Below are 14,637 nucleotides of genomic sequence, written 5' to 3'. Positions count from 1 at the left end.
GTTCGGTGTGGAACGGCATTCCCTCCGTCCCACACCGGGCGTGCTCACCTCAGCTGGGTACGGTCCATTGCTGGTTGGTGCCGGTGTGGCAGGTGTAGAGGATGAGCTTGCTGCCGTTGGCGCTGGCGCCCGCGTTGACATCGAGGCACTTGCCGGAGGCGGGATTGCGCAGACGCTGTGCGGTGGCTTCGTAGGTCCACTGCTGGGTGGAGGCGGCGGTGCAGGGGGAGAGGGTCACCGGGGCCAGGTCGGTGGGGGTGGCCGCGGTCATGCAGACGCCCAGGGCGCGGATCGTGCCGTCGGACGAGAGCTGCCAGGTCTGGTTGGGGCCGCTGTGGCAGTCCCAGATGACGAGCTGGGTACCGGTGGTGGTGCTGGCACCCGGGATGTCCACGCAGCGGCCGGAGCCGACTCCCTTGACCGGGCCGGTCGGTGTGCCGGTGCCGGGGGCGTCGCCGGTGGGCGCGGTTCCGTTGGGCAGTGTGGCGCCGGAGGCGACGACGGTGAAGGCCGCGCTGGTGGACTTGGTTCCGGTCTTGATGTGGAGCGTGCCCGAGCGTGCTGCCGGGTCGAAGAACCAGCCGGTGGTGGCGGCGTCGAAGGCTGCCTTGGTGGCGTGAGCGGTGAGGGTCGCGCCGTCGAGCTTCACCGTGGTCGGGGCGCTGCTGACTCGAAGGTCCAGCTGGTAGCCGCGGGAGGCGGCCTTGCCGGTGTAACTGCCCGGGGAGGCACCGACGTTCACGGTGATGTCGCCGGTTCCCTGGGTCGGCGCGGTGACGTCGACCTTCTGACGAGCGGACGCGCCGGTCCGGTGAGCGCGGGTCACCCCGTCGTCTTCGTAAAGGGTGAAGGAGGAGGAGCCGCGCGGGTGGATGTCGAAGGTGATCGGGGTGTGCGGCTTTTCGCCGCTGTGGTTCATCTGCGGCCACATCGGCACGATCGAACCGGCCTTCACCAGCAGCGGCAGGGTGTCGAGGGGCGCCTTGTAGTCGTCGACCCAGCCCGGTCCGGTCCAGGTCTTGCCGGTCCAGTAGTCGGTCCAGGTGCCGGCGGGCAGATAGATGTCGTCGCGGGTGGAGGTGTCGGAGGTGACGGGGGCGACGAGGAAGGCGTCGCCGGCCATGAACTGCTGGGAGGTGAGGTTGCCCCGGGAGACGGCGTCACCGGGGAACTCCAGGGCCATGGGGCGGACGGTCGGCACACCGGTCTGCGAGGCGCCTGCGGAGTGGGTGTAGAAGTACGGGGTCAGCCGCATCTTCAGCTTCAGGTACTTGCGGTTGACCGACAGGTAGGGCTCGCTGAACCGCCAGGGCTGCTTGTCCTGGTAGCCGGTCGACGGGTTGGTGGCGCCCCAGCCGGACATGGTCATGAACGCCGGGGTGAACGCCTTCCACTGCAGATCGCGGGCGTACGTGGGGCCGGAGCCGCCGTAGATGCCGTCGACATCGCCCGTGGCGTAGTTGAAGCCGGAGAAGCCCGCCCCGGCGATGGCGGGCACGTGCCAGCGCATGTCGTTCCAGGTGCCGTAGGTGTCGCCGGTCCAGACGACGGCGTTGCGGTGAGTGCCGGCCCAGCCGTCGACGGTCCAGACGAAGCGGCGGGCGTCGGAGTTGGACTCGATTCCGTTGACGGCCGACTGGACCCCGTCGAAGGCGGGCTCGTATCCGCCGCCGACCCAGGCGACGTCGGTCTTCACGCCGCGGGATCCGGCGGTGCCGACCTCCCAGGCGATGTTCGACAGGCTCCGCTCGGTCCACAAGCCCGTCTGGAAGCCGAGCTTCTTCAACTCAGTGACGGTGGACGGCAGTTCTTCGTACTCGCAGCCGTAGCCGTCGTTGGGCAGGAGCCAGCCGGACGGCATGTCCTTGGCGCGGGCGTCGCGGGCGTAGGCGAGAACATCAGGGGTCTTGAGGTGTCCGGGCCGGTTCTGCGGTCCCTGCTCCGGGTCGGTGTTGTACGTGGACCAGCAGTCTGCGTTGCCGAGTTCGAGTCCCCAGATGGGGGCGAGGAACGGTTTGCCGGTGACGTCGGTGTAGTCGCCGAGGAGGTTCTTGGGTGTGTCCCCGACGAAGAAGTAGGCGTCGTACCGGCTTTCGTCGTGCCGGGTGGTGACGGGGGAGTGGAAGTTGTACTGGCCCGGCTTCCAGGTGTTGCGCATGACCGCATAGCCGTTGGTCGACATGTAGAACGGCGCGGGGCTGGCGTTGGTGTTCTCCTTCCACTGGTTGTCGACCTTGACCGGGACGGACATGCCGCGCAGCGCCCATTGACCGAGGCGGAGCCCGGTGCCGTAGAACTGCTCGTCGGCACCGCGGGACAGGCTCTGGGTGGCGCTGCTCGCGTCCCAGGTCAGGCCGGAGGTCTCGGACCAGATGAGCGTGTCGTTGTCCGCCTTGTAGAGGGCGAACCGCAGGGGTGACTTGTAGACCCTCAGCGTGAGGGAGTTCGTCGAGATCCGGTAGTGGTCACCGGCATCGGCATACGTCGGGTTGACCGCGCCGAATTCGGTCTTCGTGGCGAGCTTGCTGCCGACGGGGTCCGTGAAGGTGCCGTCGGGGGCGAGCCACAACCGGAAGATGTCGGCGCGGGCGAAGTCGACCCGGACCTTGGCCGGGCCTGCGGTGATCGTGAAGGTGTCGCCCGCCTGGCTGAAGCCGGTGATGGAGCCGACGGTCGCGGCAGAGGCGGGCGCAGCCGTGCCCAGCACATGGGTCAGGCAAGCGATGAGGAGCAGGGCCAGGGGGGCACCGAGTCTGTGGTACCGGTGGCGGACTGGGGGCATGACGGTCCTCTCGGAGGAACGGTCCAGAGCCCCTGCCCGGCGGCACGCGCACCGCGCCTCGACTCAGGTGGAGAACTCCGGACCAGTTGCGGCGGTGCAGGCATGCCAGCTCAGACGTGACGTGTACCCGTCACTTGGGAGGGTAAGAGGGTTTATGTCGACCGTCAAGCAAAAGTGTAAGAGGATACGGCGTAAGGGGGCCGGCTGTGCGGCGGCGTCAGCTTCTCAGTGCGACCGTCGACGCTGAAAGTACAGATGCCCCGTGGCTCGCTTCGCCGAGGTCACTTAGGCGAGCGTGCGGTCGATCGCGTCCGGGGCCAGGGCCTCGTCGATGACCATGACTGCGGCGCCGATGACGCCCACCTGTTCGCCCAGGCGGGAGACGCGGATCTGGAGGTTGGCGGTGGCTAGCGGGAGGGAACGGCTGTAGACGCGCTCGCGGACACCTGCCAGCAGGTGCTCTCCGGCCTCGGCGAGCTCACCGCCGATGACGATGACGCTGGGGTTGAAGAAGCTCACCAGGGAGGCCAGCACGTCACCGACGTTCCGCCCCGCCTCACGCACGAGTGAGATGGCGGCGGGCTCGGCCGCCCGGACCTGGGCGATGACGTCCCAGGCGTTCCGTGCCTCGATCCCCGGTGCGCGCAGCCGGGCTGCGAGGGCGTTGCCTCCGGCGATGGCCTCGAGGCAGCCGGTGTTGCCGCAGGGGCACATCACGTCCGGGTCCGCGTCGGCCACCCGGACATGCCCGATGTCACCGGCGGCCCCCTGGGCCCCGCGGTGCAGCCGGTGCTCCGTGATGAGGCCCGAGCCGATGCCCGTGCCGATCTTGACGAAGATCATGTGCTCGACGTCGCGAATCGTCGACCAGTGCTCGCCCAGGGCCATGATGTTGACGTCGTTGTCGACCAGGACGGGGGCGCCGAGCCGCGAGCCCAGCCACCCCGCGACGTCGAAGTCGTCCCAGCCGGGCATGATCGGAGGGTTGATCGGGCGGCCGGTTTCGTGCGATACGGGGCCGGGGAGGCCGACGCCCACCCCGCTGACCTCTTCGCGTGTGTGCCCGGTCTCTTCGAGCAGTTCGGTGAAGGCGTCGGCGAGCCAGCCGAGGACCGTCTCCGGCCCCTCGGTGATGGCGAGTTCAGTTCGCCGCTCGGCCAGGATGCCGGCGGCGAGGTTGGTGACGGCGGCGCGTGCGTGCAGGGCACCCAGGTCCGCGGCGAGCACGACACGGGCTTCCGGGTTGAATGCGTAGGAGACGGCGGGACGTCCGCCCGAGGACACGGCTTCGGCCTCGGGTACGACCCATCCCTGCTTGAGTAGCGCGTCCAGGCGCATCCCGACGGTGGAACGGGCCAGGCCGGTCAGCTTGACCAGGTCCGCGCGGGTGCGGGACCGGCCGTCGCGCAGGATCGTCAGCAGTTCGCCGGCGCCGGCCGTGTCTGTCGTCAACGTGATCTCCTCCGCTCGCGATCGATGATGTCACAGGCCCGAGGTTCGGATGTCTGACGGTCACTTCCGAGCGTGACCGAGGTGATGGACGCCCGTAGATCCGCGCAGGATCGGCGCAATTGTGCACGTCGGTGACGGAACTGTGTAACAAATCCGCAAAGCGGCGGGATGGATGGGCGAAGCCGGCTCCGGACAGCAAACAGGTTCTGCAGGGCTGTCGACTGCGTTGTCGGTCGCTGGACCAATGGAGACGGACACATGGCTTCTGGACTCGTCACTCCCGAACAGCTCCGCACTCGGCTGGCCGGGCTGCTCTCCCCGGCGGCTCGGGTCTGGGTGGAAGACGCCTGCGCAGTGGTGTCGGAACAACCGGAATCGGTCATGACGCTCTCGGCGGGCGCCGGGCTGCGCTGCGGTTGTGCCGCGTTGGGCCCGGGCTTCGAGGATTGGACGGCGGACGAGGCGGCCCGGGCCCTGATGCTCTGTGCTCTGCCGCTCGACGGCCCGGAGCTGGCCGCGGCTGTCGACTCGGTGTACCACCTGGGGGACAGCTCCGAGCGACGCGCGGTGCTGCGCGCGCTACCCATGCTGGGCGTGGGGGAGCGGTCCGTGGGGCTGGTGCGGGATGCGCTGGGCACGAACGATCCGCGGCTGGTCGCCGCCGCGCTGGGGCCTGGTTCTGCCACGTACCTCGATCAGTCGTCCTGGCGCGACGGCGTGCTGAAATGCCTGTCCTTGGCGATGCCGCTGACCGCGGTGGGGGACCTGTCCCGGCGGACGGACGCCGAGTTGATCCGAATGCTCCGCGACTACGCGGCTGAGCGTGCGGCAGTGGGAGAAGCCGTGCCGGCCGATCTGAACGCCGTCATCGGCCGGTGGGAGGGCTGAACGGAGAACGCCTCCACCTTCTGTTGGCCCTCTGCGCTACTTATGTCGATGAACTGTCGTTAGTCCGTTGACTTCTAACGGAAGTAAGTCCTAATGTGCGCGTCATGCTGATGAAACACCGCTCATCTTCGGATCTTCGGATGGGCATCATTGGAAACGGGTTCATGGAACGGGCGCACGCCCGAACGGTCCGGGAGATTGGGGCGCGGCGCACGGGGGCCGCCGCTTCCACTGAGTTCGGTGCCTGGCGGCTGCCGTGCTGAAGATGACGGGCATCGGCAAGAGCTTCCTCGGGGTGCGCGTTCTGAAGGGGATCGACCTCGAAGTCGAGGCGGGCGAGGTGCACGCCATCGTCGGGGAGAACGGCGCGGGCAAGTCCACGCTGATGAAGATCCTCGCCGGCGTGCACAGCCCCGACGAAGGACGGATCGAGATCAACGGTCAGGAGGTGTCCTTCGCGCATCCGCTGGCGGCACAGCGGGCCGGAGTGGCCATCATCTACCAGGAGTTCACGCTGCTGCCGGAGCGCACGGTGGCGGAGAACGTCTTCCTCGGCCGGGAGCCGGTGCGCCGGGGCCTGGTCGACCGAGCCGCGATGGATGAGGCCACGGCCGAACTTCTGGCCTCCCTGGGGGAGGAGTCGTTCGGGCCGCGTGACCTGGTCCGCCGGCTCTCGGTGGCGCAGCAGCAGGTCGTGGAGATCGTCAAAGCCCTGACGCTGGACGCCCGGATCGTGGTCATGGACGAGCCGACCGCGGCCCTGGCGGAGCACGAGGTGGAACTGCTTTACCGGCTCGTCCGCGAGTTGCGGCAGCGCGGCATCTCCGTGCTCTACATCTCGCACCGCCTGCGGGAGATCTTTGAACTGGCCGACCAGATCACCGTGTTGAAGGACGGAGCGAAGGTCACCACCGAGGCAGCCGCCTGGCTGAACACCAACCGGCTCGTGGAGCTGATGGTCGGCCGCGAACTGGGCGACTACTACCCGCCCCGCGCGACCGCCGCACCCGGACGCGTGTTGCTGTCGGTCCGCGGTGGTGGCAATGCGCGGCTCGACGGGATCGACCTGGACCTGCGGGCCGGGGAGATCGTAGGGCTGGCCGGACTGCAGGGTTCCGGGCGCACCGAGCTGGTGAAGGCACTGTTCGGAGCCGAGCCGTTCACCCGCGGCGAGATGGACCCGCGGCGGACCAGGAGCGCACGCGACGGCATCGCGGCCGGAATCGGCCTGGTCACCGAGGACCGCAAGGCCGAGGGCCTCGCCCTGCACCAGTCCGTCAAGGACAACGCCCTGCTCGTCGCCCGTACCACCCGCGGCCGGTACAAGGGCGCGGTGCTGGACCTGCTCACCCGAGTGCGGCTGGCTCCACCCGACCCCGGCAAGGAGGTCCGCTACCTCTCGGGCGGCAACCAGCAGAAGGTCGTACTGGCGAAGTGGCTGACCGTCGCCCCGAAAGTGCTGCTCTTCGACGAGCCGACGCGCGGGGTGGACGTGGGGGCCAAGGCCGCCATCCACGAACTCGTCCGTGAACTCGCCGAGGATGGGATGGCCGTCCTCCTCATCTCCTCCGAACTCCCAGAACTCATCGGCATGAGCGACCGGATCGTCGTCCTGCGGGACGGCCGGATCGCCGGCCACCTGCCCGCGGGCTCCTCGGAGACAGCGGTCATGCAGCTGGCGGCGGCGTCATGAGCCAACCGACCAAGGCCCTGCGCCCGCCGGTACGGAACGCCACTGTGCGGAAGATCGCCGCGGACAGCCCGGCACGACCCGTCTTCATCGCGCTGGCGGTGGTCGCAGCCGTCGGCTGGATCCTCGTCAACGCCGACGGCGGCCAACTGTTCAGCCAGGACAGCCTGGTGGGGATCCAGCAGCGCTCCGCGGCGCTGGGCATCGTGGCGGTCGGACAGACCCTCGCGATCCTCGCCGGCTCGCTCGACCTGTCCGTCGCCTATCTCATCAGCCTCACCTCCCTGGTGGCGGCGGAGACCATGGCCGAGTACGGAGTCCTCGCCGGGATCGGCGCCGTGCTCGTGCTGAGCGCCCTGGTGGGCCTGGTCAACGGGCTGGTCATCACCAAGCTGAAAGTGCACGCGTTCATCGCGACCCTCGGCGTCGCCCTGATCATCCGGGGCATCCTCGACGACCGCTACGACGGCCCCGCCGGTAGCGTGCCCACCTCGTTCCAGCGGCTGGGCTACGACCGGATCGGACCGATCCCGGTATCGGCCCTGCTCTGGGCCGGCATCGCCATCGCGGCGATCCTCCTGCTGCGCCGGACCACACTCGGATTCCGGATCTACGCGGTAGGAGGCGACCCGGAAGTCGCCCGGCTGTCGGGGGTGCGTACTGACCGGATCATCGTGGCCACCCACGTGCTCTGCTCGCTGTGCGCCGGCGCCGCAGGGCTACTGCTGGCCGCCCGCCTCGGCGCGGGCGCCCCGACCGTCGGCACCGACGGCGGCTACGACCTGGAGTCCATCGCGGCCGTCGTGCTGGGCGGAACCGCCCTGGCGGGCGGACGCGGCGGCGTCGCCGGGACGGTCGGCGGCGTGCTCGTCCTGGCCGTGCTCGACAGCGTCTTCAACCAGCTCGAGGTGAACTCCTTCGCCAAGGACGTCGTGCGCGGCGTCGTGATCGTCGCCGCTCTGGCGGTCTACGCCCGAGGAAGGCGGTCGAAATGACACCACCCAGCTGGACCGTTCAACGGCAGACGGACGACCAGCCGCCCGCACAGCGCGAGGGCCGCCGTCGCCTCGGTGAGCTGAGGAGCGTCCTGCCCGCGCCACGCAACCTGCCCGTCTTCGTCGTCCTCGCGATCCTGCTGATCGCCATCGCCGCCTCGAACTCGTACTTCCTGGAGGCTGAGGGATTCCTCGCCTTCGTCAAAAGGGCCGCGCCACTGGCGATCCTCGCGGCCGGGCAGTACTTCGTCATCGTCTCCGGTGAGTTCGACCTGTCGGTCGGCTCCCTGGTCACCGCCGAAGTGGTCATCGCCGCCCGGCTGATCGATGGAGACGCCTCCGCGACATGGCCCGTCCTCCTGCTGCTCCTGGCGCTCGGCGCCTTGGTGGGCCTGGTCAACGGTCTCATCACCACGCTGCTGAGAGTGTCTTCGTTCATCGCGACGCTCGGGATGATGCTGATCCTCTCCGGGGCGGTCTTCCTGTGGACCGACGGGGCACCGCGAGGCGCCCTGTCCGAAGAGTTCCGGCGGTTCGGGCGGGGCGATCTCGGCCCGGTGCCGTGGTCGGTGGTCATCCTGGCGGTCATCACCGTCGGCGTCGTGCTCTTGATGCGGGCCGGCTTCGGCCGCCGCCTCGTCGCCACAGGCGACAATCACCGTGCCGCCGCGCTGTCCGGCGTACGGATCCACCGGGTCAGGATCACGGCGTTCGCGCTGTCCGGGATGTCCGCCGCGATCTGCGCCATCCTGCTCGGTGGCTTCGCCGGCGTCTCCGCCCAGGTCGGCCAAGGGCTGGAGTTCCAGGCCATCACCGCGGTCGTGCTCGGCGGAGTCGTCCTCGGCGGCGGCCGCGGCTCGATCACAGCGGCCCTCGCCGGAGCCTTCACCCTCGAAGCCCTCTTCACGCTGCTCAATCTGCACGGCATCTCGGGAGCCCTGGAATACACCGTGCAGGGCGCCATCCTCATCGCCGCGGTCGCCCTGGGAGCCGTGCAGCTTCCGCGCCGCTCGCCCGCTTCCTGACTCACCGTCACCTGCAAGACCGGAAGGTAGATCATGAGAGTTCCACCCAGACCCCTCCTCATGGGCCTGGCCCTGACCGCGCTGTTGCCGCTGGCGGCCTGCTCCAGTGACAAGCCCAACGCGTCGGCGTCTTCCTCAGCCTCGGCCTCGTCCGGCGAGGAGAACAACACCGGCGCCCATTCGAAGTTCTTCAACCAGGCTGACTACGAGGCCCAGTTGGCGATGCGGTCGAAGACCCCGCAGGGTCCGCAGGGCAAGCCCTGGGAGCAGATGATCGACCCGGAGATGGTCGACACCGCCAAGTACAAGAAGGACGGCCCGTACAAGCTGTGCTTCTCCAACGCGGCCGTGAACAACCCCTGGCGGCAGGTGGGTTGGAAGACCATGCAGGCGGAGGCCGCTCTGCACAAGGAGATCGCGTCCTTCACCGCCCTTGACGCCGAGGGCAAGGACGACAAGCAGATCTCCGACATCGCCGAGCTGCAGGGCAAGGACTGCGACGCGCTGATCGTCTCTCCCAACACCACCGCGACGCTCACCCCGGCGGTCACCGGGGCCTGTCCGAAGGTGCCGGTCATCGTGTTCGACCGCGGCGTGGACACCGACTGCCCGGTGACCTTCATCAAGCCCATCGGCGGCTACGCCTTCGGCGCGGACGCGGCGGAGTTCCTGATCGACAAGGTCGAGCCCAAGGGCAAGATCATCGCCCTGCGGATCCTGCCCGGTGTGGACGTACTGGAGACCCGCTGGTCGGCCGCCAAGGTGGCGTTGGACAAGTCCGACCTCGACGTCGTCGGAGTCGAGTTCACCGACGGAGACGCGGCCAAGACCAAGTCCATCGTCAGCGACTACATCCAGCGCGAAGGCAAGATCGACGGCATCTGGATGGACGCCGGCGCCACCGCGGTCGCCGCCGTCGAGGCGTTCGAGGACGCGGGCCTGCCCGTGCCGCCGATCAACGGTGAGGACCAGCAGGACTTCCTGCAGAAGTGGAAGGACTCGGACCTCACGGCGATCGCCCCGACGTACCCCACCTACCAGTGGCGCACGCCCGTCATCGCCGCTCTCAAGCTCCTCAAGGGTGAGCAGGTCCCCAAGGTCTGGAACCTGCCCCAGCCGAAGATCACCCAGGAGAACCTCTCCACCTATCTGAAGCCCGGGATGCCGCCCCTGCACTACGCCCTGTGCGGGTGCGAGGAGATGCCCGGCTACCCGAAGAAGTGGGGTGGCAAGGAGTAATGCGGCCCCTCGGCGTCAACACATGGGTCTGGACCTCGCCGCTGACCGACGAGTCCCTGCGTGAACTGGCGCCCCGGATCGCCCACTGGGGGTTCGACGTGATCGAACTCCCAGTGGAGCACCGGGGGGACTGGGACCCTGAGGAGACGGCCGTGCTGCTGAGCGGTCTTGGCCTGGCCGCCTCGGTCGTCCTGGTGATGCCACCGGGCCGGGAACTGGTCGCCTCCCCTGCCGTCGCCGAGACCCAGGACTATCTACGGCACTGCGTCGACGTCGCCGTGACGGTCGGAGCCCCGGCGGTCAGCGGACCGGCCTACGCCTCGGTCGGGCGCACCTGGCGGATGGACGCCGCCGAGCGCAAGGCCGTCTACGCCGAGCTGCGCGAGAACCTCAAGCCGGTCGTGGCCTACGCGGGCGAGCGCGGCGTACGGATCGGAGTCGAACCCCTCAACCGGTACGAGACCAGCGTCATCAACACCGTCGGGCAGGCCCTGGACGCCCTGCCCGAGGAGTGCGGGCTGCTGCTGGACACGTACCACCTGAACATCGAGGAGGCCGATCCCGTCGCGGCGGTCCGCGCGGCGGGCGGCCGGATCGCTCACCTTCAGGTGTGCGGGACCGACCGGGGCACCCCCGGCGCCGACCACTTCGACTGGACCGGCTTCGCCTCGGCCGTCGACGACAGCGGATATCAGGGCCCGCTCGTCATCGAATCCTTCACGGCTGACAACGCCACGATCGCGACGGCCGCCTCCGTCTGGCGCCCCCTCGCGCCGACACAGGATGCCCTGGCTACGGACGGCCTGGCATTCCTCCGCGCCTTGACGCGGATCTAGTGCAGCTCGGAGTCGCCGAGCTGGCCGCTTCGGCCCGGGGGCCCGGACCGGGGCGGCGGATCCCTCCCTGAAAGGTAAACCCGCATGCGCAGATCAGTATTGATCCGTGCACTATCGGCCGCCCTCGCGGCCATGCTGTCCCTCCTGATGCTCCAGGCATATCCCGCCTCCGCACACGACGACGTCCGGGTGCTGCTGTTCACCAAGACCGCCGCCGGCGCGTACCGGCACGACTCGATCCCTGCCGGGATCAAGATGGTCGAGGACCTGGCCGCGGCAGACGGCTTCAAGGTCGTCAAGAGCGAGGACTCGGCGATCTTCAACGCGACGGACCTGGCGGGCTTCGACGCCATCATCATGCTCCAGAACTCCGGCATGGTCTGGGACACCGAGGCCCAGCGCACAGCCATGCAGAACTATGTGCGCAGCGGCAAGGGCGTCGTCGCCATCCACAACACCACCGACATGAACGTCGAGAGTCAGTTCCCGTGGTGGGACCAACTCCTCATGGGCGGCGCTCACATGACCGCGCACTCGGCGACCCTCAAGGGCACGGCGAAGGTCGCCGACCAGGTGCATCCCTCCACCAAGGGCCTGCCGGACCGGTGGGAGCGCACCGAGGAGTGGTACAACTTCGACCGCAACTTCCGCGGCGACGCGCACGTGCTGGTCTCCGCCGACGAGACGACGTACGACGCGGGACCGTCCAAGATGGGCCACGACCATCCGATCTCCTGGTGCCGTCAGGCCGAGGGCGGCAAGGTCTGGGCCACCGCGATGGGGCACACGGCGTCGACGTACTTGGAAGAGAACTTCAAGAAGCACGTGCTCGGCGGTATCGAGTGGGCCTCCGGTGCTGAGCCCGGAGACTGCGGCGGCACCGTGGCCGACCGCTTCCAGAAGGTCACCATCGACAGCCAGCCGGCCCAGCCGATGGCACTGGACGTCGCCGCGGACGGCACCGTCTTCTATGTCGAGCGGCTCGGCAAGGTCAAGATGATCAAGACGGTGGACGGGGTCAGCAAGACCACCACCGTGGCCACGCTGAACGTCTACACCGGCGGTGAGGACGGGGTGCTCGGCATCGCCGCCGACCCGGGCTTCGCCACCAACAAGCGCGTCTACATCAACTACTCACCCGCCGGCAGCTCCGAGATCGTCCGGGTCTCGCGGTTCACGCTCAACGCGGCCGGGACCGAGCTGGACATGGCCAGCAAGAAGGACATCATCGAGATCCCGGCCTGGCGCAACCCCGAGCCCGGACACAGCGGCGGGAACATCGAGTTCGGCCCCGGCGGCAACCTCTACATAGGCGTCGGCGACGACGTCAAGCCCTCGGAGTCCGGCGGGTACACCCCCATCGACGAGCGGGCGGGCCGCGAGCGGTTCGACGCCCAGGGGACCTCCGCCAACACCAACGACCTGCGCGGCAAGATCCTGCGGATCCACCCCGAGGAGAACGGCGGTTACACGATCCCGGAGGGGAACATGTTCCCGCCCGGCACCGCAAAGACCAAGCCGGAGATCTACGTGATGGGCTGGCGCAACCCGTTCCGGTTCAACGTGGACCCGGTGAACGGCTGGATCTCCGCCGCGGACTACGGGCCCGACGCCGGCAGCGCCAACCCCAACCGCGGGCCCGAGGGCATTGTCGAGTGGAGCCTGGTCAAGGGCCCCGGCAACTACGGCTGGCCGTACTGCATCGGCGACAACACCCCCTTCAACGACTACAACTTCGCCACCAACACCTCGGGCGCGAAGTTCAACTGCGCCGCCCCGGTCAACGAATCGCCCAACAACACCGGCCTGACGAACCTGCCGGCGGCCAAGCCCGCGACCGTCTGGTACGACTACCACGCCGGCTCGCCCTATCCGGAGATGGGCACCAGCGGCGGCGCCGCCCCCATGGGCGGACCCTTCTACCACTACGACGCCGCGAGCACCTCCGACCGCAAGTTCCCCCAGTACTACGACAAGACACCGTTCTTCTTCGAGTGGAGCCGCGACTACATCCGCGAGATGCGGCTGGACGGCAGCGGCGACCTCCTGAAGATCAACAACTTCGTGCCCGGCCTCAACCTCAAGTCGCCCATGGACATGGACTTCGGTCCCGACGGAGCGCTGTACTACCTGGATTGGGGCAAGGGCTGGTTCGAGGACCACTCCGACGACGGCGTCTACCGGGTCGACTACATCACCGGCGGCAACCGGGCCCCGCTGGCGAAGGCCAAGGCCACCCCTGACTCCGGGCAGTCACCCCTGCAGGTCGAGTTCTCCTCGGCCGGATCCTCCGACCCGGACGGCGACGCCCTGACCCACGCGTGGGACTTCGACGGGAACGGCACCACCGATTCCACCGACGCCAACCCGACGCACACGTACTCGGCCAACGGCAAGTACACTGCACGGCTCACGGTGAAGGACCCGGGCGGAAAGACCGGCTCGGCGACCGTCGAGGTCGCCGTCGGCAACACGCGACCGGTCGTCACCTTCGAGGATCCGCCCAACGGCGGGTTCCTCGCGGCGAACAACACGGTCCACTACAAGGTGAAGGTCACCGATCCCGAGGACGGCACCGCGATCGACTGCTCCAAGGTGTCCGTGCTCTACGCGATCGGCCATGACGAGCACAGCCACGACGTGGCCACGAAGAATGGCTGCACCGGCTCGTTCCCCACCAACAGCGGGGGGCATGACGACACCGCCAAGTTCTTCCACGTCCTGACAGCGAAGTACACCGACAAGGGGGGCCTTGAAGGCTCGGCGAGCGTCATGCTCCACCCGATGCACAAGCAGGCCGAGCACTTCAGCGACTCCTCCGGGATCCGCATCGTCGAACAGAGCGGGGCGGAGAACGGCAAGCGCATCGGCGACATCTCCAACAACGACTGGGTCGCTTTCAAGCCGCTCAGTCTCAAGAACATCACCTCCGTGTCGTTCCGGGTGGCCTCGCCCGCGGACAGCGGCGGCTCGATCGAACTGCACACCGGATCGGCCACCGGCCCGCTGGTGGCCAGCCAGAAGATCCCGAGCACCGGAGGATGGAACAACTACGTCTCCCTGCCGGCCGTTCCGGTGAACGCCTCCGGTGACACGGACACCCTGTACGCGGTGTTCAAGTCACCGGTCGCCGGGCCCTTCGACCTCGACTCGATCACCTTCCACGGTGCCGGAGTCGGGACGCCGGGAGGCGGTGGCGACATCGAGCCGGGGCATCACTACAGCCTGACGTCCGTGCACAGCAACCAGCTCGCCAACGTCGCCGGTTTCAGCAAGGACGACCTGGCGAAGGTCATCCAGTGGCCGAGCACCGGCAGTGACAACGAGAAGTGGCTGGTCACCTCGGCGGGCAACGGGGCCTACACCCTGACCGCCAAGCACAGCGACAAGTGCATGGACGTCCAGGGTGCGAGCAAGGACGACAAGGCAAAGATCGTCCAGTACGCCTGCCGCGGCGGCGCGAGCAACCAGCAGTGGCGGCTGGAGTCCGCGGGCTCGGGTGCCTGGAAGGTCGTGTCGGTGAACAGCGGCAAGTGCCTGGACGTGCCCGCCTTCGCCAGGGACGCGGCCCAGCTCGAGCAGTACAGCTGCAACAACGGCACCAACCAGCAGTGGAGGCTCACCAAGCTGGACTGAGCCGGTGATCGGGGTGCCCGGCACAGCGGGCACCCCGGTCGTGACCCCTGCGTCCACAGACCCCCCGCGGTCGCTCCTCCCCTGAGAGAACGTC

General features: G+C 68.4%; 9 protein-coding genes. 7 read left to right on the top strand and 2 right to left on the bottom strand.

Translation table 11 applies throughout. The features are described 5' to 3' along the window. Nucleotides 1–49: 49 nt before the first annotated feature. Nucleotides 50–2,782: a ricin-type beta-trefoil lectin domain protein gene (locus AC3ETA_RS21640; protein WP_432194554.1), complete on the bottom strand. Its 2,733-nt coding sequence runs from the start codon at nucleotides 2,780–2,782 to the stop codon at nucleotides 50–52. Between the two features lie 285 nt (nucleotides 2,783–3,067). After that, nucleotides 3,068–4,234: an ROK family transcriptional regulator gene (locus AC3ETA_RS21635; RefSeq protein WP_432194553.1), complete on the bottom strand. Its 1,167-nt coding sequence runs from the start codon at nucleotides 4,232–4,234 to the stop codon at nucleotides 3,068–3,070. Nucleotides 4,235–4,492: 258 nt separating this feature from the next. On the opposite strand from AC3ETA_RS21635, the gene AC3ETA_RS21630 reads away from it, so the two are divergent. From AC3ETA_RS21630 to AC3ETA_RS21600, 7 genes are all read left to right on the top strand, one after another. Next, the gene (locus AC3ETA_RS21630) at nucleotides 4,493–5,122 is read left to right on the top strand and encodes an EboA domain-containing protein (protein ID WP_432194552.1); all 630 of its coding nucleotides are present in this window, start codon (nucleotides 4,493–4,495) and stop codon (nucleotides 5,120–5,122) included. 265 nt (nucleotides 5,123–5,387) lie between these two features. Beyond that, entirely contained in the window at nucleotides 5,388–6,815 is a 1,428-nt protein-coding gene (locus AC3ETA_RS21625; protein WP_384782234.1) for a sugar ABC transporter ATP-binding protein, read from the top strand. Further along, nucleotides 6,812–7,807, top strand: coding sequence for an ABC transporter permease (locus tag AC3ETA_RS21620; protein ID WP_384782205.1), 996 nt, complete (start codon nucleotides 6,812–6,814; stop codon nucleotides 7,805–7,807). The genes AC3ETA_RS21625 and AC3ETA_RS21620 overlap by 4 nt, the downstream gene beginning before the upstream one ends. Beyond that, on the top strand, nucleotides 7,804–8,832 hold the full coding sequence (locus tag AC3ETA_RS21615) for an ABC transporter permease (RefSeq protein ID WP_432194551.1): 1,029 nt from the start codon (nucleotides 7,804–7,806) through the stop codon (nucleotides 8,830–8,832). Before AC3ETA_RS21620 ends, AC3ETA_RS21615 begins: the two co-directional genes overlap by 4 nt. Nucleotides 8,833–8,865: 33 nt before the next feature. Next, complete coding sequence (locus AC3ETA_RS21610) at nucleotides 8,866–10,071, top strand: substrate-binding domain-containing protein (protein WP_432194550.1); 1,206 nt, start codon at nucleotides 8,866–8,868, stop codon at nucleotides 10,069–10,071. Then, entirely contained in the window at nucleotides 10,071–10,907 is an 837-nt protein-coding gene (locus tag AC3ETA_RS21605) for a sugar phosphate isomerase/epimerase family protein (RefSeq protein WP_432194549.1), read from the top strand. The genes AC3ETA_RS21610 and AC3ETA_RS21605 overlap by 1 nt, the downstream gene beginning before the upstream one ends. Nucleotides 10,908–10,991: 84 nt before the next feature. Further along, nucleotides 10,992–14,543, top strand: coding sequence for a ThuA domain-containing protein (locus AC3ETA_RS21600; RefSeq protein ID WP_432194548.1), 3,552 nt, complete (start codon nucleotides 10,992–10,994; stop codon nucleotides 14,541–14,543). Nucleotides 14,544–14,637 lie beyond the last annotated feature (94 nt).

It is taken from the genome of Streptomyces sp. bgisy027 (assembly GCF_057710365.1).
This window is presented reverse-complemented; position numbering and strand designations above follow the sequence as displayed.

Bases quoted from the DNA above. Each gene is read 5' to 3' on its own strand.
- AC3ETA_RS21640 (WP_432194554.1), bottom strand. From the start codon at position 2,782: ATGCCCCCAGTCCGCCACCGGTACCACAGACTCGGTGCCCCCCTGGCC.
- AC3ETA_RS21630 (WP_432194552.1), top strand. From the start codon at position 4,493: ATGGCTTCTGGACTCGTCACTCCCGAACAGCTCCGCACTCGGCTGGCC.
- AC3ETA_RS21625 (WP_384782234.1), top strand. From the start codon at position 5,388: ATGACGGGCATCGGCAAGAGCTTCCTCGGGGTGCGCGTTCTGAAGGGG.
- AC3ETA_RS21620 (WP_384782205.1), top strand. From the start codon at position 6,812: ATGAGCCAACCGACCAAGGCCCTGCGCCCGCCGGTACGGAACGCCACT.
- AC3ETA_RS21615 (WP_432194551.1), top strand. From the start codon at position 7,804: ATGACACCACCCAGCTGGACCGTTCAACGGCAGACGGACGACCAGCCG.
- AC3ETA_RS21610 (WP_432194550.1), top strand. From the start codon at position 8,866: ATGAGAGTTCCACCCAGACCCCTCCTCATGGGCCTGGCCCTGACCGCG.
- AC3ETA_RS21605 (WP_432194549.1), top strand. From the start codon at position 10,071: ATGCGGCCCCTCGGCGTCAACACATGGGTCTGGACCTCGCCGCTGACC.
- AC3ETA_RS21600 (WP_432194548.1), top strand. From the start codon at position 10,992: ATGCGCAGATCAGTATTGATCCGTGCACTATCGGCCGCCCTCGCGGCC.